The following is a 21,004-nucleotide window of genomic DNA, read 5'->3' on the forward strand; positions in this document are numbered from 1 at the left end:
ACGTTGCATTCGCTTGACCCACAGTGCACAGCGGTGTTGACCGAGAGCGCACACCGCCTAGGGATAACCCCTGGCAACCCACCTGCGCTGCGCAGGGGCTTGGCCCGCCACCCATAATGGCCCGCACCCCAGGACCCTATCCCCCTATGGCCGAAGCGACCCGCCTCACCACCGACAACTTGCCGCCGCAGCAGGCCGCGCTGGCCTGGCGCGACTGGATGGCCACGCTGTTTGACGGGCTGGAGTCTGATCTGTACGGCGACACCGGTTTTGACGGCCATCTGCATACCGCCTGGGCGGGGGATGTGGTGCTGACGCAGCTGGAGGCCAACCGCCATCGCGTCATTCGCCGCCCACGCACAGCCCGTGCAGGCGCGCAGCACTACCTCAAAATCGTCGCCCCCTGGCAGGGCCAGGCCCTGGTGCAACAGCACGGGCGGCAGGCGGTGGTGCAGCCCGGTGGCTGGGCCATCTACGACACCATGGGTAGCTACGAAGTGGCTAACCCCCAGCGCAGCCGCCACCTCATCGTGAGGGTGCCCACCAGCCAACTGGCCGAGCGCGGCCTGCACCTGCCCACGCTGATGGGCCGTGTGGTGGGTGGCCACGCGGGCATCTCGCGCGTGGCGCTGGACACCATGCGCAGCACCTACAACGAGCTGCCCAGCATGACCCCCGAGTCTGCACGTGGTGCCGGGCGGCTGATTGGCGAGCTGGTCTGCCTGTCGCTGCAGGAGCTGGCCGGGCAGGGCCCTGGCGTCGTGCTGCACGAAGCCTTCAAAGACCGCATCCGCGCCTACATCGCACAGCACCTGAGAGACCCAGCGCTGACCATCGAGCGCGTGGCCCTGGGGCTGAACTGCAGCAAGCGCCACCTGCACAACGCCTTTGCCGACGCCGGCGAAACCCTGGCCGAACACATCCTGCGCCGCCGCTTGCAGGCCTGCATGGATGAGATGCGCAATCCCGACTGCCGCCACCGCACCATCAGCGAGATTGCCTTCTCGTGGGGCTTTAGCAGCGGGGCGTATTTCAGCCGGGTGTTCCGGGCGCAGGTGGGGGTGTCGCCTACGGAGTACCGGGTGGGGTGCGTCGGCTAGTCGCGGCTTGGGATGGAGCTGGCATGGGTCGGTTGCCAAACCAAATGATTCTTCGGTATTTGGCTTGTGCGCAGCATGCCCCGCGCGGTGCTGCAGGGCAGAGGGTTGAGTGTCCCCATTTCTTTACCAAAGGTTGACACAAGCGCCTTCAGGGCGACAACGGAAACCGGGACAATGGATGTTGTTGAGAATGATTGTCAAATACATCCATGAAGCTTTTCCGTTCCCACCCACCCGCCTCACCAGGCCGCAACCCGCGCAGTGCCTCCTTTGCTTTGCCCGCATTGGCATTGGCCCTGGTGCTGGCGGGTTGCAGCAGCCTGCAACCGCACAGCGCTGATGTACCAGCGGTGCCCGTGCCTGCCGGGTGGTCTGCCGCCAGTGCAGGGGCTGCGGCCACGCCGCTGGCGCAGTGGTGGGGGCGGCTGGGTGACCCGGAGCTGACGGCGCTCATCACCGAAGCGCTGGCCGCCAACACCTCGGTGCGCAGTGCACAGGCGGCATTGCAGCAGTCGCGGGCGTTGGTGGATGTGCAGACGGCGGGCACCTTGCCGCAGATTGGTGCCTCGGCCTCGGCGCAGCGCAGCCGCGCTTCCGGCAGCACGGGCAACAGCTACAGCGCCGGGTTTGACGCGAGCTGGGAGCCCGATGTGTTTGGCCGCCTGCGTGCCGGGGTGGCGGCCACCGAGGCCGATGCCCGCGCCGCAGAGGCCAGCCTGGCCGATGTGCAGGTGTCGCTGGCCGCCGAGGTGGCGGTGAACTACATCGAGCTGCGCGGCCTGCAGCAGCGCCTGCAGATTGCGCGCAGCAACCTGGCCAGCCAGCAAGAAACGCTGCAGATTGCCCAGTGGCGCCTGCAGGCGGGGCTGACCACCTCACTGGTGACCGAGCAGGCCCGTGCTGCGGCTGAGCAGACCGCCGCCCAGGTGCCCGCGCTGCAAAGCAGCCTGGCGCAGTCGCGCCACAGCCTGGCGGTGTTGACCGGGCAAGCGCCTGCTGCACTGGATGCACGCTTGGCGGTCACTGCGCCGGTGCCCACGGCGCCGAATGACTTGGCGCTGGACATCCCCGCGCAAACGCTGCGCCAGCGCCCCGATGTGCGGGCCGCAGAGCACCGCGTGGCGGCGGCGGTGGCGCGGGTGGCCCAGGCCGATGCGGCGCGGTACCCTGACTTTTCGCTCAGCGGTTCCTTGGGCCTGCGGGCACTGACTTTGGGCACGCTGACGGGAGGCAACTCGGTCGCCAGCGCGCTGGCGGCCAGCCTGTCTGCCTCGCTGTTCGATGGCGGCGCGGCCAAAGCCCAGGTGCGGTCGCAGCAAGCGGCGTTGGAGCAGGTGCGTGTGGGCTATGAAGCTGCCGTGCTCACGGCGCTCAAAGATGTAGAGGACGCCCTGGTGGCCTTGCAGGGCGATAACGAACGCCTGGCGCGCCTGCAGGCCGCCGCCGATGCCGCCGCCAACGCCGCGCTGATGGCACAACAACGCTACAGCAGCGGCCTGATCGACTTTGCCACCGTGCTGGAGACCCAGCGCACGCAGCTGTCTGCGCAAGACAGTGTGGCAACCACCGTGGCCAGCGTGGCGGCCGACCATGTGCGCCTGTACAAGGCCCTGGGCGGCGGCTGGCAGTAGCTGTGGCGGGGCCCGCACTGGCCCTGCCTTGCGTGGCGTGCCGGTGTTACAGCACCCCAAGCGCTTGCCAGTGCATGGCCCCCTGGCCCACGTCCTTCCCCTTTTGATGACCCGATTTTTCCCATTCCATGAACCATCCTGACGCTTCTGTGAATTCCTCTTCCCCTCAGCCTGCCGCACCCCAGACCACGGCGGCAAATGGCCTGAACGACTTGCTGGGCAGTGCGCCACGGCGCCGCTGGTGGCAGCGCACCACGGTGTGGCTGGGCGTGGTGGGCCTGCTGGTGGCGGCAGGTGGTGTGTATGCCTGGCAAGCCAGCAAGGCCGCCGGCGCAGCCCCCAGCTTCGTGACCGAAGAGGTGCGGCGCGGCAATCTCACGCTCAACGTGGCTGCCAATGGCACGCTGAACCCCACCAGAACGGTCACCATCGGCAGTGAGCTGTCGGGCACGGTGCGCAGCGTGCTGGTGGACGTGAACGACAAGGTCAAAAAAGGCCAGGTGCTGGTGGAGCTGGACACTGCCAAGCTCGAAGCGCAGGTGCTGCGCTCGCGGGCGTCTCTTGCCTCTGCGCAGGCCAAGCTGGCCCAAGCCCAGGCCACGACCAAGGAATCCGAGGCCGGCTTTGCACGCCTGCAAGAGGTGGCGCGCCTGTCCGGTGGCAAGGTGCCATCGGCCACCGAGCTGGACGCCGGGCGCGCCACGCTGGACCGCGCTAAAGCCGACGAGCTCAGCGCCCGCGCTTCGGTCGATGACGCCAAAGCGGCGCTGTCTACCGACGAAACCAGTCTGTCCAAGGCCTCCATCCGCTCGCCTATCAACGGGGTGGTGCTCACCCGCAGCGTAGAGCCCGGCAACGCCGTGGCCGCATCGCTGCAAGCCGTGACGCTGTTCACCGTGGTGGAAGACCTGACGCGCCTGCGGCTGGATGTGAGCGTGGACGAGGCCGATGTGGGTTCGCTCACCGTGGGGCAAAAGGCCAGCTTCACCGTCAGCGCCTACCCCTCGCGCCGCTACCCGGCCGAGGTGACCCGCGTGTCCTTTGGCTCCACCAAGACGGACAACGTGGTGACCTACATCACCTGGCTGGACGTGGACAACAGCGATCTGAGCCTGCGCCCAGGCATGACGGCGGCCGCCACCATCACCTCGACCGAACGCAACGACGTGCTGCTGGTGCCCAACACCGCGCTGCGCTTTACCCCGGCCCAGGCGGGGGCTGAGTCTGCAGGCAAGCCTGCCAGCAGCAACCGGGGCATCGTCTCGCAGCTCATGCCAGGGCCGCCCCGCAACGCGCCCTCGGGCCGCAAGCCTGCCGGTGGCAATAGTGGCAATGGGCAGCGCGAAGGCGCTGGCCAGACGCGCCAGATCTGGCTGCTCAAGGATGGCACGCCGCAGCCTATGACGGTGAAGGCGGGCATCAGCGACGGGCGCATGACCGAAGTGAGCGCCGAAGGCCTGGAGCCCGGCGCCAAGGTCATCACCGACCAACGCACTGGCAAGGCCGCGCCATGAGTGCAACCCGGGCTGACCAAGGGGGCGCTGACGCGGGGCCTCCCATCATCGAGCTGCGCGGCGTGACCAAGGTGTATGGCGAAGGGGCGCTGGCGTTTCAGGCCCTTAAGGGCGTGGACTTGTCGATTGCGCAGGGCGACTTCGTGGCCATCATGGGCCCCAGCGGGTCGGGCAAATCCACGGCCATGAACACGCTGGGTTGCCTGGACCGTCCCACCACGGGTGAGTACCTGTTCAAGGGCGTGCACGTCGAGTCCTTGTCGCGCGATGAGCGAGCGATGCTGCGCCGCCGCTACTTTGGTTTTGTGTTCCAGGGCTTCAACCTGCTGGCGCGCACCTCGGCGCAAGAGAACGTGGAGCTGCCCCTGCTGTACCGGGGCGAGCCAGCGGGCGTGCGCAAGGCGGCCGCTGCGCGGGCGCTGGATGCCGTGGGCCTCAAGGGCTGGGAGCACCACACACCGGCCGAACTCTCCGGCGGTCAGCAGCAGCGCGTGGCCATTGCCCGCGCCATCGTCACCGAGCCCGTGGTGCTGCTGGCCGACGAGCCCACCGGCAACCTCGACACCCAGCGCAGCCACGAAATCATGGAACTGCTGTGGCGCCTGAATGCCGACCTGGGCATTACGGTGCTGATGGTGACGCACGAGCCCGACATGGCCGAATACGCCCGCCGCATCGTGCGGTTTGTTGATGGCGTGGTGGACACCGACACCGTCAACCCGGCCCCGGCAGGGCTGCGCGCCCACGCCGTGGCAGCGCCCGCAGCGCAAGGAGCGGTGTGATGCTGTTCAGTACGATTCTTTTGGCGCTGCGCTCCATTCGGCGCAACCTCATGCGCTCGTTCCTCACCATCTTGGGCATCGTCATTGGCGTGAGCGCGGTCATCACCATGGTGACCTTGGGCAACGGCGCCACCATGGCGGTGCAGACGCAGATTTCAAGCCTGGGCACCAACTTGCTGCAGGTGCGCCCCGGCCAGCGCATGGGGCCGGGCGGTGGCACTGGCGCGCCTTCGTTCAAAGACACCGATGCCGATGTGATTGCGCAGCAAATCGGCGGCATTTTGGCCGTGGCGCCTGAGGCGCGCGCCAGCGCCACTGTGGTGGCCGGTGGGCGCAACTGGACCAGCAGCGTGATTGGCAGCACCAACGCGTGGCTGGAGACCGGTAACTGGACCTTGCAAGCCGGAGGCCGCGCGTTCTCTGAGCCCGAGCTGCGTGCGGGCGCGGCGGTGTGCGTGGTGGGCGAGACCATCCGCCGCGAGCTGTTTGGTGGCCGCGACCCGGTGGGTGAGCAGCTGCGCGTCAAGGCCTTCTCTTGCGAGGTGGTGGGCGTGTTGACCTCCAAAGGGCAGGGGGCGTTTGGCAACGACCAGGACGACATGGTGCTCATCCCCATCAAGACCCTGCAGCGGCGCGTGACGGGCAACACCCGCGTGAACACGCTGCTGGTGTCGATGCAGGATGGCAGCGACCCTACCCGCGTCAAAAGCGCGCTGACGCAGCTGCTGCGCGAGCTGCGCAAACTGTCGGACACCGATGAGGACAACTTCAACGTGCTCGACACCAAGCAACTGGCCGACACTTTGTCGGGCACCACCAAGGTGATGACCATGCTGCTGGGCGCCGTGGCCGCGGTGAGCTTGCTGGTGGGCGGCATCGGCATCATGAACATCATGCTGGTGAGCGTGACCGAGCGCACCCGCGAGATCGGCCTGCGCCTGGCCATTGGCGCGCTGGAGCGCGAGGTGCTGTTGCAGTTCTTGATCGAGGCCGTGGTGCTGGCCGCATTGGGCGGGCTGGTGGGCATTGTGCTGGCCACAGCCGCATCGCTGGGGTTGGCGCAGGTGATGGGCGTGCCCTACCTGTTCAACCCTGGGGTCAACCTGCTGTCGTTTGTGTTCTCAGCGGGCATTGGCGTGGTGTTTGGCTACTTTCCGGCCCGCCGCGCGGCGCACATGGACCCGATTGACGCGTTGCGCCACGAGTGAGTGGCACACCCACCGCCCATCGCGGCGGTGATGTGCCCAGCGCAAAGGCACAAAAAGGCCCCTTTCGGAATCTCCGAAAGGGGCCTTTTTTTGGGGCGGGCTTTGATGGCCTGGGCGTACAGCGTGCTGCACCCCAGAGATGCTTTAGTGAATGGTCAGCGAAGTGGCTTTGCTCACGGGCTCCACGCGCACAAGTGTCAGGGTGAGCACGCCATTTTCAAGCTTGGCCGTGCTGGCAGCGGCGTCAATATCCTGGGCCAGTTCCCAGGCGCGTTGCACCTGGCGGGGGGCGCCTTCGGCGCTTTGCAGCTTCACCACATTGCCTTCGATGGTGATGTTCAGCTGCTCGCGTGAGAGGCCCGGCACATCCAGCTGCAGCGTAGTGCTTTTCTCGTCCTGCGTCACGGTGCAGCCTGCTGTGGTGGGCTGGGCCGCAGCGGTGGCGCCCAGGCTGCCCATGAGAAAACGTTGCAAGGCCAGGTCGGCGGCGCGTGGGGTGGGGTTGAAGGCGGCGCGGCGGATCACGGGGGCGAAGATCATGGGGTACTCCTATACACTGCGCGGCTCTCGGGGTGGTCGCCGCATGCACAGGAGGTGTGTACGCATCCACGGGATTTCAAGGGAAAAATGAGCATGAATAAATTGCAAACTGCGGGCTTGAAATGGGGCCGCGCAGCACTATTTCAGGCCGCTTGCACGGTGGCGGGTGCAGCGGTTCTGGGCCTTGCGCCCGTGGCACCGGGCTGGGCCCAAAGTGCAGCGTCCACGGCCGCAGTGCCCGCAGGCAAGCCGATCAAGGTGGCTTTGATTGAAAGCCTGTCGGGCGCTTTTGCGAACACCGGCGAAGCCGTGTTTCGCAACGTCTACTGGGCCATGGAGCGCGTGAACGCGCGTGGTGGCGTTACGCTGCCTGCCGCCGCTGGCGGCAAGCGCCCGCTGGTGCTGGAGCGCTACGACAGCAAGGGCCAAAACGAAGAGGCACTGTCGGCCCTGCGCGCTGCCATTGACGATGGCGCGCAGGTCATCTTGCAAGGCAATTCGTCGGCCACGGCGGCGGTGCTGATCGAGGCCATCAACAAGCACAACGAGCGCGAGCCCAGCAAGCGCGTGCTGTTCCTCAATTACTCGGCGGTGGACCCGATCCTCACCAACGAAAAATGCAGCTTCTGGCACTTCCGCTTTGACGCGCATGCCGACATGCGCATGGCCGCGTTGATGGAGGTGATGCGCGAGGACAAAGCACTCAAGAGCGTGTACCTCATTGGCCAGGACTACAGCTTTGGCCAGGCCGTGCTGCGCGAGGCCAAAAAGCAATTGGCAGCCCAGCGCCCCGATGTGACGGTGGTGGGTGACGAACTGCACCCCGTGGGCCGTGTCAAAGATTTCGCACCCTACGCCGTCAAGATCAAAACCAGCGGTGCACAGGCCGTGGTGACGGGCAACTGGGGCAACGACCTCACGCTGCTGGTCAAGGCCGCACGCGAGGTGGGCTTTGAAGGCAGCTTCTACACCTTCTATGGCAACGCCTTGGGTGCGCCTGCAGCCATGGGCGATGCGGGCATTGGCAAAGTAGTGGCCGTGGCCGACTGGCTGCCTAACGTGCCCGGTGCGCAGAGCGAGGCCTTCTACCAGTCGTTCCGTGATCGCTTCCCCAAGCCGCAGGATGACTACGTGCACATGCGCATGCAATTGATGGTCGAGGCGCTGGCCCAATCCATCGAGCGCGCAGGCACCACCGACGTGGTGGCTGTGGCTCGGCAAATGGAAAAGGCCAACGTGCAGCTTGCTGGGCAGGGCGGCGCCATGCGCGCGGCCGACCACCAGTTCCAACAGGCCCTGGCCGTGGGCGTGATGGACAAGAAGGGCGCGCCCGGCGTGAAGTTTGACGTGGAAGGCTCGGGCTATGGTTTCCGCGTGGTGCGGCAGATCCCTGCCGCCAAAGCCGAGCAGCCGCACAGTTGCCAGATGCAGAGGTTTTGAGGCAGCGGTTCTGAGGCTGTCTGTGCAGGGGGCACCGCGCAACGCCCCCTGCATATCGATATGAAAAGTTAGCGCAACCGGTGGGGGCCTGCGGGCCACAGAATTTGCTGCATCGATCACTCATGCGCGAATCGCCTCCACCGTGCCCTACGCCCTTTCTCTGCTCGACAAAAGCCCCGTGCCCGAGGGCGCTACCGCCGCCGAGGCCCTGCAGCGCACCGTAGCGCTGGCGCAGCGCGCCGAGCAACTGGGCTACCAGCGCTTCTGGGTGGCAGAGCACCACGGCAACCCGGGCCTTGCAGGCTCTGCCCCCGAGGTGCTTGCGGCCCACATCCTGGCGCGCACTTCGCGCATTCGGGTGGGTTCGGGCGGCGTCATGCTGCAGCACTACAGCCCCTTCAAGGTGGCTGAGCAGTTCAAGTTGCTGGCCGCCCTGGCCCCAGGCCGTGTGGACCTGGGCGTGGGCAAGGCGCCCGGCGGGCTGCCGTTGTCTACCCGTGCGCTGCAGGCCGTGCACGACAAGACTGCCAAGCCCGACTTTGCCGCCCGCTTTGCCGAGCTGGACGCCTTCCTGCACAACGCGCTGCCCGCGGCCCACCCGTTGGCTGGGGCCGTCGCCCAGCCCCAGCCCCCCAGCTTGCCAGAGCGCTATCTGCTGGGCGGCAGCCCAGACAGCGCGGCACTCGCGGCCCGCCACGGCTGGAACTTCACGTACGCCGGGCACTTCAATGGCGACCCGGCCAACATCGAGCGGTCGCTGAAGGTGTACCGCGAGGCCGCAGGCCGTGCCCCGTCGCTGGCGCTGTATGCGCTGGTGGCGCCAACGCAAGCACAAGCTGAACGCCTGGTGGGCGCGCTGCGTGTGTTCAAGCTGCACCTGCCCACGGGCCAGACCTTCAACCTGCCCAGCGAGCAGGCTGCTGCCGAATTTGCGCGCCAGGCGGGTGTGAGCGAGTACCGCCTTGAAGAAACCCGCCCGCATGTGATTGCAGGCTCGCAAAGCCATGTGCGCGAGCAACTCGATGCGTTGGCAGAGCGCTACGGCATCGAAGAGTTTGTGGTCGATACCCCGGTGACGGGCTTTGCCGACCGGCTCGCATCGGTCGAACTGCTGGCCGGAGCCTTTGACGCCGTGGCGGCCTGAGCGCCCGCTGCTTTCCATCCTTCCCATTTGTTGTCGGAGTTTGTTCCCATGAGCCCAAAATCCCCCATCCGCTTTGGTGTGATGCTGCACGGCGCCGGTGGCCACATGAATGCGTGGAAGCACCCCGCAGGCCCTGCAGACGCCAGCGTGAACCTGGACTTCTACATCCGCACGGCGCAAAAGGCCGACGCCAACGGCATTGCCTTTGCGTTTGTGGCCGATGGTCTGTTCATCAACGCAAAGTCGATTCCGCATTTCCTCAACCGCTTCGAGCCCATTTCCATCCTGTCGGCGCTGGCCACGGTCACCTCCAAGATCGGTTTGGCAGGCACCATCTCCACGTCGTACAGCGACCCGTTCACGGTGGCGCGGCAGTTTGCCTCGCTGGACCTCATCAGCAGTGGCCGTGCGGGCTGGAACGTGGTGACCACACCGCTGGAAGGCACCGCGCAGAACTACAGCCGCACCCACCCGGACCACGCGCTGCGCTACGAGATCGCCGATGAGTACCTGCAGGTGACGCAGGGGCTGTGGGACAGCTGGGATGAAGACGCCATCGTGCGCAACCGTGAAACGGGCCAGTTCTTCGATCCTGCCAAGCTGCACACGCTCAACCACAAGGGGCGCTTTTTTGAGGTGGCCGGGCCGCTGAACATCGGTCGCTCGGCGCAGGGACAACCTGTGATCTTCCAGGCGGGCTCGTCCGACGCCGGTATCGGCCTGGCGGGCAAGTTTGCCGACGCGGTGTTCACCCACTCGCCGTCGATCGAGGAGACCCGGGCGTTTTTACGCAAGGTCAAGGCCAGTGCGGTGGCGCACGGGCGCCAAGCCGACGAGGTAAAGATTTTTCCGGGCATCGGCCCCATCGTGGCGGCCACGCAAGAAGAGGCCGAGGCTAAATACCAGACCATTCGCGAGCTGCTCACCATCGACGAAGCCCTGGCCTACCTGGGCCGGTTTTTCGATCACCACGACTTCACGCAGTACGCGCTGGACGCGCCGTTTCCTGAGCTGGGCGACATTGGCAAGAACAGCTTTCGCTCTACCACCGACCGCATCAAGGCCGATGCCCAAGCGCGCGGGCTCACGCTGCGCCAGGTGGCACTGGAAGTGGCCACCCCGCGCTCGCAGTTTGTGGGCACGGGCGAGCGCGTGGCCGAGGAGATCATCCGCTGGGTGGACGAGGGGGCGGCCGATGGTTTCATTCTGGGCTTTCCGGTGCTGTCGCAAGGGCTCGATGATTTTGTGCAGTTCGTCATCCCGGCGCTGGATGCATGCGGCCGCTATGAGCGCACTCTGCCGGGCCAGACGCTGCGCGACCACCTGGGTTTGCCCCGCAAGGCGAGTCGCTATGCGCCCGACAGCCAGGCCGAGTTGCCCGTGCCCAAGGCCGCGTGATGGGTGCCGCATTGCCTGTGCAGGTGACTTCGGGCAGCGATCGCGCCGAGCAGGTGCGCCGCAGTGTGGCGTCGTCCATTGGTGAGTTCAAGGCGCTGCGGCGTGACCTGCACCAGCACCCCGAGCTGTCGTTCCAGGAGTTCCGCACCGCAGCCATCGTGGCCGAGCGACTGGCGCAGTGGGGCTATGAGGTCACCACCGGCATCGCAGGCACGGGCGTGGTGGGCACGCTGCGCAGGGGCCGGGGCGAGCGCCGCTTGGGCATTCGGGCCGACATGGATGCGCTGCCTATCCAGGAGACGACAAGCCTGCCCTATGCCAGCGAGAACCCCGGTGTGATGCACGCCTGTGGGCACGATGGGCACACCACGGTGCTGCTGGCAGCCGCCCGCTACCTGGCGCAAGAGGGGCTGTGGGATGGCACGTTGCACCTGATTTTTCAGCCCGCCGAAGAGGGCGGTGGCGGCGCCCGGCAAATGATTGCCGAAGGGCTTTTTGAGCGCTTCCCGTGCGATGCGGTGTTTGGCCTGCACAACTGGCCGTGCGTGGAGGCTGGGCACTTTGGCTGCGTGAGCGGCCCGGCCATGGCCTCGGTGGACCAGGCCCTCATCACCGTGCGCGGCAAGGGCGGGCATGGGGCTGCGCCGCAAGACACGGTGGACCCCGTGGTGGCCAGCGCGCACATCATCACTGCGCTGCAGTCGGTGGTGTCGCGCAATGTGGACCCGCTGGACATGGGGGTGGTCACCGTGGGTTCCATCCATGGCGGCCATGCGGCCAACGTGATTCCCGAGAGCGTCGAACTCAAGATCACGGCCCGCGCCTTCAAGCCCGAGGTGCGGGCGCTGCTGCAGCGCCGCGTGCCCGAGGTGGCGCGTGCGCAGGCTGAGAGCTTTGGTGCCACGGCCGAGGTGGACTACCGCCTGGGTTACCCCGCCGTGATCAACCACGACAAGGAAACCGCCTTTGCCCGGCAGGTGGCGCTGGACACCTTTGGCGTGACGGCCGTGGATGCGGGCTTTCGGCCGCGCACGGCCAGCGAGGACTTCGCCTTCATGCTGCTCAAGCGCCCCGGCAGCTATGTGTTTGTGGGCAATGGCGATGGGGCCTCGCTGCACAGCCCGTACTACGACTTCAACGACGCCATCCTGGCGCCCTCGGCCAGCTATTGGGTGCGGCTGGCGGAGCAGTTTCTGGTCACTGGCCCCACCGAATCTCAGGAGTCCATCGCATGAGCGACCTGTTTGTCTACACCACCCCGCTGGACCCCCTGGCCCAGCCCTTGGTGCAGGAGCTGACCCACGAATACGACAGCCGCTACGGCGAGTTCTACCAGCAGGACGGCAGCCCTCGGGAGATGGAGAAGTACCCGCCGCAGCTGTTTGCGCCCGCGCAGGGCGGAAATTTTGTATTGCTGCTGCGGCAAGGGCAGGCGGTGGCGGGTGGCGCCTTCAAGCGCTATGACGACGACACGGCAGAACTCAAGCGCATGTGGACCCACTCGCAGTGGCGCCGCCAGGGGCTGGCCTGCAAGGTGATGGCGGAGCTGGAAGCGCAGGTGCAGCGCCAGGGTTACCGCCGCATCTACCTGACCACGGGGTTTCGCCAGCCCGAGGCGGTGGGCTTGTACCAGGGCCTGGGCTACTCGGCATTGTTTGATGTGGCGGCCCCGGCGGGTACCTACCGGTCGCTGCCGTTTGAAAAGCGCCTGTCGCCTGAGGTGCCTTCCCTGGCCGATGCACCGCATTTTCTGGCGTCCCGCGCTCAGCACTTGTTTGTGCAGCCGACGGGGCTGCTGGGCAGCGTGCATGGGCCTGCGCCTGCAGCGCCAGCAGCCCACGCCCGGGCAGCCTGAGCCTGGGTTGCAGAGAACCCCTATTTTTGTTTTACGAAGGACTGGCCCATGTCAACGACGACCACCCTGGATGACGCTGGTCACCTGCGCCCGCTGGGCTCCACGCCGTCTGCCCCGTTGTCCAGCGGCGCGGCCCGCGCCCCTGCGCCCGCTGCGCTGGAGGCCCCCGTGCACCACCCAGCCCCCAGCAAGGGCGACTACTCGCACTACAAAGTGGTACCGGCGCGGCACCGCGCACGCGCTGTGGGCACGCTGTTTGCCGCCGCTGTCATAGCGCTGGTGTTGTATTCGGTGTTCACCAACCCGCGCTGGGGCTGGGGCGTGTTTGGCGAGTGGTTTTTTGCAGAACCCGTGTTGGTGGGCTTGGGGCGCACGCTGCTGCTCACAGCATTGGGGGCGGTGTTGGGCTTCACGCTGGGCACGGCGCTGGCATTGGCACGGGTGTCGCGCTCGCCGTTGCTGGCGGGGCTGTCGTGGGTGTTCATCTGGATTTTTCGCTCCATCCCCATCATCGTGTTGCTGCTCATCATCAACAACCTGGGCTATCTGTACGAGACGCTCGGTGTGGGGGTGCCTTTCACCGATTGGACGTTTTTCTCCTACCCCACCACGCAGCTCATCAGCCCGTTTGCTGCGGCGCTGATCGGCCTCACGCTGAACCAGGCTGCATTTGCGTCAGAGATCGTGCGCGGGGGCATCCTGGCGGTGGACCAGGGGCAGCTGGAGGCCGCTGCCGCCTTGGGCCTGCCACGGCGCCGCCAGGCGTTTCGCATCGTGTTGCCGCAGGCCATGCGCTCGATCTTGCCGGCGGGGTTCAACGACATCATTGGCCTGGCCAAGGGCACGTCCAACGTGTACATCCTGGCGCTGCCTGAGCTGTTCTACACCATCCAGATTATTTACCGCCGCAACCTGGAGGTGATCCCGCTGCTCATGGTGGCCACGGTGTGGTACCTGGTGATCCTCACGGTGCTGTCGCTGGCGCAGCACTACATCGAGCGGCATTTCTCCAAGGGGGCGTTGCGCAACCCGCCGCCTTCGCTGTTCAGTGCCATCGCCCAGCGCCTGTGGCCTGCGCGGCCTGCTCGGGGTGTGCTAGCCCCTGCGCAGGCCGTCGTGCAGCAGCCACCCGCACAGCCCACGGCCGTGCCGGTGGTGCCCCGCTGGACGGGGAACCACAGCCAGGGTGGGGAGGTCACGATCCACGGGGTGACCAAGCGCTATGGCGACCTGCAGGTGCTGCATGGCGTGACGCTCACGGTGCAGCCGGGCAGCGTCACGGTGATCCTGGGGCAGTCTGGCTCGGGCAAGTCCACCTTGCTGCGCACCATCAACCACCTCGAACGCGTGGACGGCGGCTTCATCGCCATCGACGGTGAACTGATCGGCTACCGCCAGGATGCCGACACGCTGTACGAACTGGGCGAGAAGGACATCTTGCGCCGCCGCGTGGACGTGGGCATGGTGTTTCAGAACTTCAACCTGTTCCCGCACTTGACGGTGCTGGAGAACATCATCGAAGCCCCCATCCATGTGCGTGGTGTGCCGCGCACCGAGGCCGAGGCCCTGGCGCTGGAGCTACTGGACCGCGTGGGCCTGGCCGACAAGGCGCACAGCTATCCACGCCAGCTCTCGGGTGGGCAGCAGCAGCGCGTGGCGATTGCACGGGCCCTGGCGCTCAAGCCCAAGGTGCTGCTGTTTGATGAGCCCACATCGGCACTCGATCCTGAGCTGGTGGGCGAAGTGCTGGATGTGATCAAAGAGCTGGCGCGCAGCGGCACCACCCTGGTCATCGTGACACATGAAATCGGCTTTGCCCGCGAGGTGGCTGACACCGTGGTGTTCATGGAGCGGGGGCGCATTTTGGAAACAGGCTCGCCTGCCAAGGTGTTCAACCAGCCTGACCACCCGCGCACCGCAGAGTTTTTGGCCAAGGTGCTCTGACGCGGGTCTGCCCCTATTCATCGCAAGTCCACCAACACACCCTCACGGGGCTCGGCCGCCCTGTGGCTTTCATTGATCGCTTTGATTTCAAACCAAGGAATTTCTTCATGCCCACGTTTCGCCAAACCCTCTCGTCTGTGCTGCTGGCCCTGGTCGCCACTGCGGCACTGATGCCGCTGCACGCCACCGCCCAGGCCGTGGACTTGAGCCCGGAGCAGCCCGGCCGCCCCCGCTCGCAAAAGGTGGACGATGCGCTCAAGCTGCTGCCCCCGGGCTTCAAGTTTGCCAAGGACGGTGTGCTGACGGTGGGCACCACCACGGGCCGCCTGCCGTTTGGCGCCTATGCCACCGACAACAAAACCCCGGTGGGCAATGCCCCCGACATTGCGCAACTGGTAGCTGACAGCCTGGGCCGCAAGCTGGAGCTGGTATCGGTGGCCTGGGCCGACTGGCCGCTGGGCTTGCAGTCTGGCAAGTTCGACGTGGTGATCTCCAACGTCACAGTGACGGAAGAGCGCAAGGAGAAGTTCGACTTCTCTACCTACCGCAATGACCAGTTGGGCATTTACGTGGCTGCCAACTCCAAGATCCAGTCCATCAAGGAGCCCAAGGACGTGGCGGGCCTCAAGGTGGTGGTGGGGGCGAGTACGAACCAGGAGCAGATCCTGTTGCGCTGGAACCAGCAGAACGTGGCAGCGGGCCTCAAGCCGGTGGACATTCTGTATTTTGACGATGACGTGGTGCTGTACCTGGCCCTGGCCTCAGGACGCGCTGATGCGTACCTGGCGCCCAACGGCATTGCGGCCCACAACGCGCGCGATGGCAAGACGCGTCTGGTGGGCGCATTCTCGGGCGGCTGGCCCCAGGCGGCAGAGATTGCAGTGGCCTCGCGCAAGGGCTCGGGCATAGCCGATGCGGTCACCGCGGCACTCAATGCGCAAATCAAAAACGGCAACTACGCCAAGGCGCTGGAGCGCTGGAATTTGCAGTCTGAAGCGATCACCGCATCGCGCACCAACCCACCCGGCTTGCCCAAGAAGTGAGGCAACGGTCCGCGATCCATGCAGGTCGCGAGCCCGATCCGACACATCTTTCGTTGATAGGAACACCATGGCATTGAACCTTGTGCGTCGCACGGTGCTGGCGGCGGGTGCCGCGCTGGCATTTTTCTCTGTGGCCAGTGCGGCGATGGCTGCGGCGGCGTTTGACTTCAGCCCCGAACAAAAGGGCCGCCTGCGTGCGGACAAGAACGCGGCGGCCATCCAGGCCATCCCCAAGGGCTTCAAGTTTGTAAAGGAAGGCGTGTTCACGGTGGCGATTGCGCCGTTTGCGCCGCCCATTTCCACCTACGCCAGCGACGCCAAGACCTTGGTGGGGTTTGACCCCGACTACGCACAACTGGTGGCCGATGCGCTGGGCCTGAAGCTGGAGCTGCTGCCCATTGCCTGGGCCGACTGGCCGCTAGGGCTGAGCTCTGGCAAATACGATGCTGTGATCTCGAACGTGGGGGTGACGGAGCAGCGCAAGGAGAAGTTCGATTTCTCCACCTACCGCCTGGGCCTGCACGGGTTTTATGTGCGCACCGACAGCAAGATCGCGGCGATCCAGGAGCCCAAGGATGTGGCTGGGCTGAAGGTGGTGACCGGCTCGGGCACGAACCAGGAGCGCATCCTGCTCGAATGGAACAAGAAGAACCTGGCCGCAGGGCTCAAGCCCGTAGAGCTGCTGTACTTTGACGACGATGCCGCACGCCTGCTGGCGGTGGTGTCGGGCCGTGCAGACGCCAACTTCAACCCCAATGCGCCGCAGGCCTACCATGCGGCCAAAGAAGGCAAAACCAAGCTGGTTGGCACCGTGAATGCGGGCTGGCCGCTCAAATCGGATGTCGCCATCACCACCCGCAAGGGCTCGGGCCTGGCCGATGCGTTGACCCTGGCGACCAATGGACTGATCCAGAGCGGCCAGTACACGCAGGCGCTGCAGCGCTGGGCTTTGCTGGAGGAGGCCTTGCCAAAGTCCGAGACCAATCCCCCCGGCTTGCCGAAGTTCTGACCATGGCCATTGCCCACCTTGCATTCCTTACCCCCGGCAGCTATGCCGAAGCCAGCCCGCTGCAGGGCCTGAACGAAGCCCTGGACCTGTTCGCGCTGGGCGAGGCGCTGGGTTACCAAAGCGCCTGGGTGCGCCAACGGCACCTGGAGCGTGGGGTGTCGTCCGCCACCACCTTCTTGGCGGCGGCCAGCCAGCGCACCCAGCGCATTGCACTGGGCACGGCGGTGATCCAGATGGGCTACGAGAATCCGTTTCGCCTGGCCGAAGACCTGGCCACGGTGGATGTGCTGGCACAGGGGCGGCTACAGGTCGGGCTGAGCGCTGGCGCCCCGCCGTATGGCGACTTGCTGGGCGAGCGGCTGTGGGATGGGGATGCGTCGGCCGTGGACTTCTCGCACGCCCGCGTGCAGCGGCTGCGCGAGAACCTGCGCGGTGACCTGATTGGCGACGAGGACACGTTTGTGGAGTCGCCCGCGGGCCGCCAGCGCCCACGGGTGCAGCCACACGCGCCTGGGCTGGCGCAGCGGCTGTGGTACGGCGGTGGCTCGTTGCGTTCTGCCCGCTGGGCGGGCGAAAACGGGTATCACCTGCTGATTGGCAACCTGAACCGGGGTGAGCAGACGGATGATTTTTTTGAAGCGCAGCGCAGCCAACTGGCCCTGTACCACGCGCACTGGGCCGGGGCTTGCGCCCCGCGCGTGGCGCTGGGCCGCGTGATCGTGCCGCTGGACGGTGCGGACGCCAGCACCCGTGCCCGCTACCGCGCCTGGGCTGCATCGCGGCATGGGCGCACGCTGGCCCCGCAGGGCGAGCGCCGCACGCTGTTCGCCCGCGACCTGGTGGGCACGGCCGATGAAATCCTGGAGCACTTGCGCCGCGACCCCATCGTGCCCTTGGTGCAAGAGCTGCGGCTGGAATTGCCGTATGACTTCAGTGCGGCGGAATACACCCAGATATTGAGCGACACCGCCCGCCTGATTGCTCCGGAGCTGGGCTGGGTGCCTGCCAGCGCGGTGGGCGACTACCGCGCAGCGCGGGCCGCGGCCACTTCGCGTCCCAGCTCAATCACCGCCATCGCGTAGTAGCTCGACCAGTTGTAGCGCGTGACTGCGTAGAAGTTCTCGGTGCCCACCACGTAGGTGGGCGTATCGCCGCCGTTTTGCAGCTCGATCAGGGCCATGGGGCCTGTGTGCTGTGCGCCCGCTGCGTCAAGCACCGCGCCCTTGGCCTGCAGGCTGGCCGCGCTGAAGGTGGGCAGGATGTCGGGCGCAAGCAGTTCGTCGAGCTTGAGCGTGGCGGGGTCGAACTGCACGGCAAAGTGCGTGGGCATGCCCGTGGTCCAGCCGTGGCCCTTGAAGTAGTTGGCCACCGAGCCAATCGCATCCGTGGGGCTCTTGAACAGGTCGATGCGGCTGTCGCCGTCAAAGTCCACCGCAAACCGCGCCCAGCTTGACGGCATGAACTGCCCCAGCCCCATGGCGCCTGCGTAGCTGCCCTTGACCTCAAACGGGTCGATGTTGGTGCGGTTGGCCAGGCTCAGCCATTGCTCCAGCTCACGGCGAAAGAACTCGGTGCGCTCTTTGGCGCGCGGGTGCGCGGCGGGGAAGTCGAAGGCCAAGGTGGCCAGCGCGTCCATCACGCGGAAGTTGCCCATCTGCTGGCCGTAGATGGTCTCGACCCCGATGATGCCGACGATGATCTCGGCGGGCACGCCATATTCCTGCTCGGCGCGGGCCAGGGCTTCGCGGTGCTCTTGCCAAAAGCGCACCCCTGCGCGGATGCGGATGGGGTCGATGAAGCGGCTGCGGTACACGCGCCAGTTTTTGGCCGTGCCAGAGGCGGGCGGCAGCATGAGCTTGGGCACGCCCCCCAGATAGCGCGCCTGGCCTACGGCTTGGCGCACCCATTCACGGTCCAGCCCCCGGCGCGCGGCCAGGTCGTCGGCAAACTGCATGGCGTCTTCGCGCTGGGCGTACGGGGTGCTGCCCTGCACCGTGTTGTTGCGTGTGGCCGCTGGTTGTGAATGTTTTTGGGGCTTGGCGCTTGCAGGTATTGCGCTGGCAGCTATTAAAGATGTAGCAAGCAGAACGGTCTTGAACATGAAGCGGGTCTGAAAGAGCGGGGCCGATTCGGTGTCGGCCCGCAAGGGGGTAAGGGTGCGTTGGCGGGGTGGGGTCCAGGTTTGGGGCCTGGACCTTGTCAAGGACCTTTGCGGGCTGCAGGCCAGGGCAGGGCGTTGAATTCGCGCCGCAGGGCACTGAGCTGCGCAGCCGGGTGGGCTGCATAGCGTACCTGCTCCAGGCGCAGCAGCCAGTCGGCAATGGGTTGAATGGGCTGCGCAGGCGTTGATTGAAGAGCGTGCCCCGGGTTGGTGGCGCTTTGGCTCCAGTGCGCCAGCACCTTCTGCGCCATGGTGCGTGGCGGCAGGTGATCGGGCAGCGGCAGCCCGGCGCTGGCCAGGCGCTTGCGGGTGCGGGCCAGCAGGCGCAGCCACGGGTCGTGCTGGCTGCGCTCCCACCAGCTCCACCCTGCGGCGCCCAGCGCGGCCACGCCCAGCAGGCCGCCCAAAATCGTCGTCAGGTCTTGCCAGCTGGGCGATTCAAAGCCCAGCTTTTTAAGCAGGTCCATCTGGCGGTTTTGGGTGTAGTTCAGCACCCATTGGTTCCAGCGGTTGTTGACGGCCTCCCACGCTGCGCGCAGCTGCTGCAGGGTGCCCACGCCGATCATGGTGCCCATGGCCGATGCAAAGGCACCCCGGGGCGCAGCCAGGCGCTCAAAGGCCCCCACGCGGCCGGGGGCCACGGCGCCGGTCGGGTCCACCCGCACCCAGCCGCGCTCGGGCATCCACACCTCGGCCCAGGCGTGGGCATCGCTTTGGCGCACGGTCCAGTAGCCGTCCACCGGGTTGATGGCGCCGCCTTGGTAGCCCGTGACGATGCGCGCGGGCACGTCCATGGCCCGCATCAGCACCACAAAGGCCGATGCAATGTGCTCGCAAAAGCCTTCCTTGCGGTCAAACCAGAACTCGTCGGCGGTGTGTTCGCCATACACGCCGGGCTCCAGCGTGTAGCTGTAGCCACCAGTGCGCAGCCGGTTCAGCGCCGCGCTGACCAGGGCGGCCGTGTCGCCGTTGGCCAGGGCCGGGTCGGCGCGCATCTGGGCTGCCAGTGCCAGCGTGCGGGGGTTAAAACCTGGGGGCAAGGTTACGAACTCGCGCAACTGCCGCACTGGGGTGCTGGGGCCATGGCGGAATTCGGGGTAACTTTCCGCCCGGTAGCGCACCACGTCCATGATGGGGCGCGCTGCCATCCACTGCAAATCCTGCGTCATGTAGGTGGGGTTGCCGGGCAGCTCGGGGGCCTGGGGGGTGGCTTCCAGCACCATCAGCCAGGGGCGTCTCTGGGGCTCCAGCGTCACTTCGTAGCGCAGCGCAGGGCCTTGCACCTGCAAGTTGGCAGGCAGGCCCGCACGCGCGGCCCAGGCGCTGTCTTCGCGAAAAGGCTCGGCCCGCCACTCGCGCCCGTCAAATCCCGCGAGCACGGGGCCACGAAAGTACATGGTCGAGGGCGGGGGCAGCTCTTGTGTCGGGCTGTCGAAGCGCAGGCGAAACGCCACGGCTTCGTTCAGTGCCAGCTCAGCGATGCTGCCCACCTTCATCGATCCCGACAGGCCACTGCCGCCCACGGTTTGCTCGCTGGGCACCCCCCACAGCGGCGCCATGCGGGGGAAGAGCATGAACAGCGCTGCCATGATGGGCGCGCCCAGCAGCGCCATGGTGAACGCGGTGCGAAACGATTGCCGCAGCGGGGGGCGCCCGACGGGCATGTGGGCATTGACCAGCGCGGTGAGCATGCCCAGCAGCCCCACCAGCATGGCGGCGGCGGTCAGCAGCGATTGCGAGCTGAAGAAGCTGCTGACCATGGTGAAGAAGCCCAGGAAGAAGATGACCAGGGCATCGCGGCGGGCGCGCAGCTCCAGAGTCTTGAGGGCTAGCAGGGTCACCACCAGCGTGACCCCGGCCTCGCGCCCGACGAAGGTGCCGTACGAGAAGATGGTGGCGCCAAACGCCACAGGCGCGATCAGGCCCGAGGTGATCCAGCGGCTGGGCAGCGGCCTGCTGTACCAGGCCAGCCAGCTGCGCCACAGCAGGATGCAGGCCACCAGCAGGCTGGTCCAAACAGGCAGCCACTGCGCTTGGGGCGCAATGACCCAGGCGATCACGGCCAGCAGGAACAGGGTGTCCCGCGCTTCGCGGGGCAGGTGGGCCAGGGTTTGGCGCAGTGTGGCGCGGGGCGCCGTGGTGGGCAGTGCGCTCATGGGCAGGCCGTCCCGCACGGGGGGGCTAGCAGCGCCGTCCCCCATGGGTGATGTTTTTTGCTATTGAAAGGATAGCTGC

Annotated in this window: 17 protein-coding genes; 14 read left to right on the forward strand and 3 right to left on the reverse strand. The window is 66.4% G+C overall.

Going from position 1 to position 21,004, the window contains the following annotated elements; genetic code table 11:
• Positions 1 to 146 precede the first annotated feature (146 nt).
• The 5 genes from CLU86_RS04865 (at position 147) to CLU86_RS04885 (ending at position 6,235) form a co-directional block, all read left to right on the forward strand.
• Positions 147 to 1,100: a helix-turn-helix domain-containing protein gene (locus CLU86_RS04865; protein WP_099740837.1), complete on the forward strand. Its 954-nt coding sequence runs from the start codon at positions 147 to 149 to the stop codon at positions 1,098 to 1,100.
• Between the two features lie 209 nt (positions 1,101 to 1,309).
• On the forward strand, positions 1,310 to 2,731 hold the full coding sequence (locus CLU86_RS04870; RefSeq protein WP_099740838.1) for an efflux transporter outer membrane subunit: 1,422 nt from the start codon (positions 1,310 to 1,312) through the stop codon (positions 2,729 to 2,731).
• A gap of 128 nt (positions 2,732 to 2,859) precedes the next feature.
• Positions 2,860 to 4,245: an efflux RND transporter periplasmic adaptor subunit gene (locus CLU86_RS04875; RefSeq protein WP_099740839.1), complete on the forward strand. Its 1,386-nt coding sequence runs from the start codon at positions 2,860 to 2,862 to the stop codon at positions 4,243 to 4,245.
• Positions 4,242 to 5,027: an ABC transporter ATP-binding protein gene (locus tag CLU86_RS04880; RefSeq protein ID WP_099740840.1), complete on the forward strand. Its 786-nt coding sequence runs from the start codon at positions 4,242 to 4,244 to the stop codon at positions 5,025 to 5,027. Before CLU86_RS04875 ends, CLU86_RS04880 begins: the two co-directional genes overlap by 4 nt.
• On the forward strand, positions 5,027 to 6,235 hold the full coding sequence (locus CLU86_RS04885; RefSeq protein ID WP_099740841.1) for an ABC transporter permease: 1,209 nt from the start codon (positions 5,027 to 5,029) through the stop codon (positions 6,233 to 6,235). The genes CLU86_RS04880 and CLU86_RS04885 overlap by 1 nt, the downstream gene beginning before the upstream one ends.
• A 144-nt stretch (positions 6,236 to 6,379) precedes the next feature.
• Here the strand turns inward: CLU86_RS04885 and CLU86_RS04890 are convergent, their stop codons facing one another.
• The gene (locus CLU86_RS04890; RefSeq protein ID WP_099740842.1) at positions 6,380 to 6,775 is read right to left on the reverse strand and encodes an Hsp20/alpha crystallin family protein; all 396 of its coding nucleotides are present in this window, start codon (positions 6,773 to 6,775) and stop codon (positions 6,380 to 6,382) included.
• A gap of 93 nt (positions 6,776 to 6,868) precedes the next feature.
• Here CLU86_RS04890 and CLU86_RS04895 point away from each other — a divergent pair, with 93 nt between their 5' ends.
• The 9 genes from CLU86_RS04895 to CLU86_RS04935 all read left to right on the forward strand — a co-directional run bounded on the left by CLU86_RS04895 (position 6,869) and on the right by CLU86_RS04935 (position 17,690).
• Entirely contained in the window at positions 6,869 to 8,215 is a 1,347-nt protein-coding gene (locus CLU86_RS04895; protein WP_099743291.1) for a branched-chain amino acid ABC transporter substrate-binding protein, read from the forward strand.
• A 142-nt stretch (positions 8,216 to 8,357) separates the two neighbouring features.
• Positions 8,358 to 9,359 (forward strand): LLM class flavin-dependent oxidoreductase, encoded by a 1,002-nt coding sequence (locus tag CLU86_RS04900; RefSeq protein ID WP_099740843.1) that lies wholly within the window; start codon positions 8,358 to 8,360, stop codon positions 9,357 to 9,359.
• A gap of 48 nt (positions 9,360 to 9,407) precedes the next feature.
• On the forward strand, positions 9,408 to 10,757 hold the full coding sequence (locus CLU86_RS04905; RefSeq protein ID WP_099740844.1) for an LLM class flavin-dependent oxidoreductase: 1,350 nt from the start codon (positions 9,408 to 9,410) through the stop codon (positions 10,755 to 10,757).
• On the forward strand, positions 10,757 to 11,992 hold the full coding sequence (locus CLU86_RS04910; RefSeq protein ID WP_099740845.1) for a M20 aminoacylase family protein: 1,236 nt from the start codon (positions 10,757 to 10,759) through the stop codon (positions 11,990 to 11,992). The genes CLU86_RS04905 and CLU86_RS04910 overlap by 1 nt, the downstream gene beginning before the upstream one ends.
• Positions 11,989 to 12,612: a GNAT family N-acetyltransferase gene (locus CLU86_RS04915; RefSeq protein WP_099740846.1), complete on the forward strand. Its 624-nt coding sequence runs from the start codon at positions 11,989 to 11,991 to the stop codon at positions 12,610 to 12,612. The genes CLU86_RS04910 and CLU86_RS04915 overlap by 4 nt, the downstream gene beginning before the upstream one ends.
• 48 nt (positions 12,613 to 12,660) lie before the next feature.
• Positions 12,661 to 14,556, forward strand: coding sequence for an amino acid ABC transporter permease/ATP-binding protein (locus CLU86_RS23230; RefSeq protein WP_099740847.1), 1,896 nt, complete (start codon positions 12,661 to 12,663; stop codon positions 14,554 to 14,556).
• A 107-nt stretch (positions 14,557 to 14,663) separates the two neighbouring features.
• Positions 14,664 to 15,599: an ABC transporter substrate-binding protein gene (locus CLU86_RS04925; RefSeq protein ID WP_099740848.1), complete on the forward strand. Its 936-nt coding sequence runs from the start codon at positions 14,664 to 14,666 to the stop codon at positions 15,597 to 15,599.
• Positions 15,600 to 15,666: 67 nt separating this feature from the next.
• The gene (locus tag CLU86_RS04930; protein WP_099740849.1) at positions 15,667 to 16,608 is read left to right on the forward strand and encodes an ABC transporter substrate-binding protein; all 942 of its coding nucleotides are present in this window, start codon (positions 15,667 to 15,669) and stop codon (positions 16,606 to 16,608) included.
• A 2-nt stretch (positions 16,609 to 16,610) separates the two neighbouring features.
• Positions 16,611 to 17,690: an LLM class flavin-dependent oxidoreductase gene (locus CLU86_RS04935; protein WP_099740850.1), complete on the forward strand. Its 1,080-nt coding sequence runs from the start codon at positions 16,611 to 16,613 to the stop codon at positions 17,688 to 17,690.
• Here the strand turns inward: CLU86_RS04935 and mltB are convergent.
• The gene (gene mltB / locus CLU86_RS04940) at positions 17,630 to 18,709 is read right to left on the reverse strand and encodes a lytic murein transglycosylase B (protein ID WP_099740851.1); all 1,080 of its coding nucleotides are present in this window, start codon (positions 18,707 to 18,709) and stop codon (positions 17,630 to 17,632) included. The two genes, CLU86_RS04935 and mltB, sit on opposite strands and share 61 nt — an antisense overlap.
• A 98-nt stretch (positions 18,710 to 18,807) precedes the next feature.
• A complete protein-coding gene (locus CLU86_RS04945; RefSeq protein WP_099743293.1) occupies positions 18,808 to 20,925 on the reverse strand; it encodes a DUF3488 and transglutaminase-like domain-containing protein in 2,118 nt (705 codons plus the stop codon).
• Positions 20,926 to 21,004 lie beyond the last annotated feature (79 nt).

It is taken from the genome of Acidovorax sp. 62 (genome assembly GCF_002754495.1).
Lineage (GTDB): Bacteria > Pseudomonadota > Gammaproteobacteria > Burkholderiales > Burkholderiaceae_C > Acidovorax.

What these genes read in the sequence shown, in the direction of transcription:
- CLU86_RS04865 (WP_099740837.1), top strand. Translation starts at nt 147, where the DNA reads ATGGCCGAAGCGACCCGCCTCACCACCGACAACTTGCCGCCGCAGCAG.
- CLU86_RS04870 (WP_099740838.1), top strand. Translation starts at nt 1,310, where the DNA reads ATGAAGCTTTTCCGTTCCCACCCACCCGCCTCACCAGGCCGCAACCCG.
- CLU86_RS04875 (WP_099740839.1), top strand. Translation starts at nt 2,860, where the DNA reads ATGAACCATCCTGACGCTTCTGTGAATTCCTCTTCCCCTCAGCCTGCC.
- CLU86_RS04880 (WP_099740840.1), top strand. Translation starts at nt 4,242, where the DNA reads ATGAGTGCAACCCGGGCTGACCAAGGGGGCGCTGACGCGGGGCCTCCC.
- CLU86_RS04885 (WP_099740841.1), top strand. Translation starts at nt 5,027, where the DNA reads ATGCTGTTCAGTACGATTCTTTTGGCGCTGCGCTCCATTCGGCGCAAC.
- CLU86_RS04890 (WP_099740842.1), bottom strand. Translation starts at nt 6,775, where the DNA reads ATGATCTTCGCCCCCGTGATCCGCCGCGCCGCCTTCAACCCCACCCCA.
- CLU86_RS04895 (WP_099743291.1), top strand. Translation starts at nt 6,869, where the DNA reads ATGAATAAATTGCAAACTGCGGGCTTGAAATGGGGCCGCGCAGCACTA.
- CLU86_RS04905 (WP_099740844.1), top strand. Translation starts at nt 9,408, where the DNA reads ATGAGCCCAAAATCCCCCATCCGCTTTGGTGTGATGCTGCACGGCGCC.
- CLU86_RS04910 (WP_099740845.1), top strand. Translation starts at nt 10,757, where the DNA reads ATGGGTGCCGCATTGCCTGTGCAGGTGACTTCGGGCAGCGATCGCGCC.
- CLU86_RS04915 (WP_099740846.1), top strand. Translation starts at nt 11,989, where the DNA reads ATGAGCGACCTGTTTGTCTACACCACCCCGCTGGACCCCCTGGCCCAG.
- CLU86_RS23230 (WP_099740847.1), top strand. Translation starts at nt 12,661, where the DNA reads ATGTCAACGACGACCACCCTGGATGACGCTGGTCACCTGCGCCCGCTG.
- CLU86_RS04925 (WP_099740848.1), top strand. Translation starts at nt 14,664, where the DNA reads ATGCCCACGTTTCGCCAAACCCTCTCGTCTGTGCTGCTGGCCCTGGTC.
- CLU86_RS04930 (WP_099740849.1), top strand. Translation starts at nt 15,667, where the DNA reads ATGGCATTGAACCTTGTGCGTCGCACGGTGCTGGCGGCGGGTGCCGCG.
- CLU86_RS04935 (WP_099740850.1), top strand. Translation starts at nt 16,611, where the DNA reads ATGGCCATTGCCCACCTTGCATTCCTTACCCCCGGCAGCTATGCCGAA.
- mltB (WP_099740851.1), bottom strand. Translation starts at nt 18,709, where the DNA reads ATGTTCAAGACCGTTCTGCTTGCTACATCTTTAATAGCTGCCAGCGCA.
- CLU86_RS04945 (WP_099743293.1), bottom strand. Translation starts at nt 20,925, where the DNA reads ATGAGCGCACTGCCCACCACGGCGCCCCGCGCCACACTGCGCCAAACC.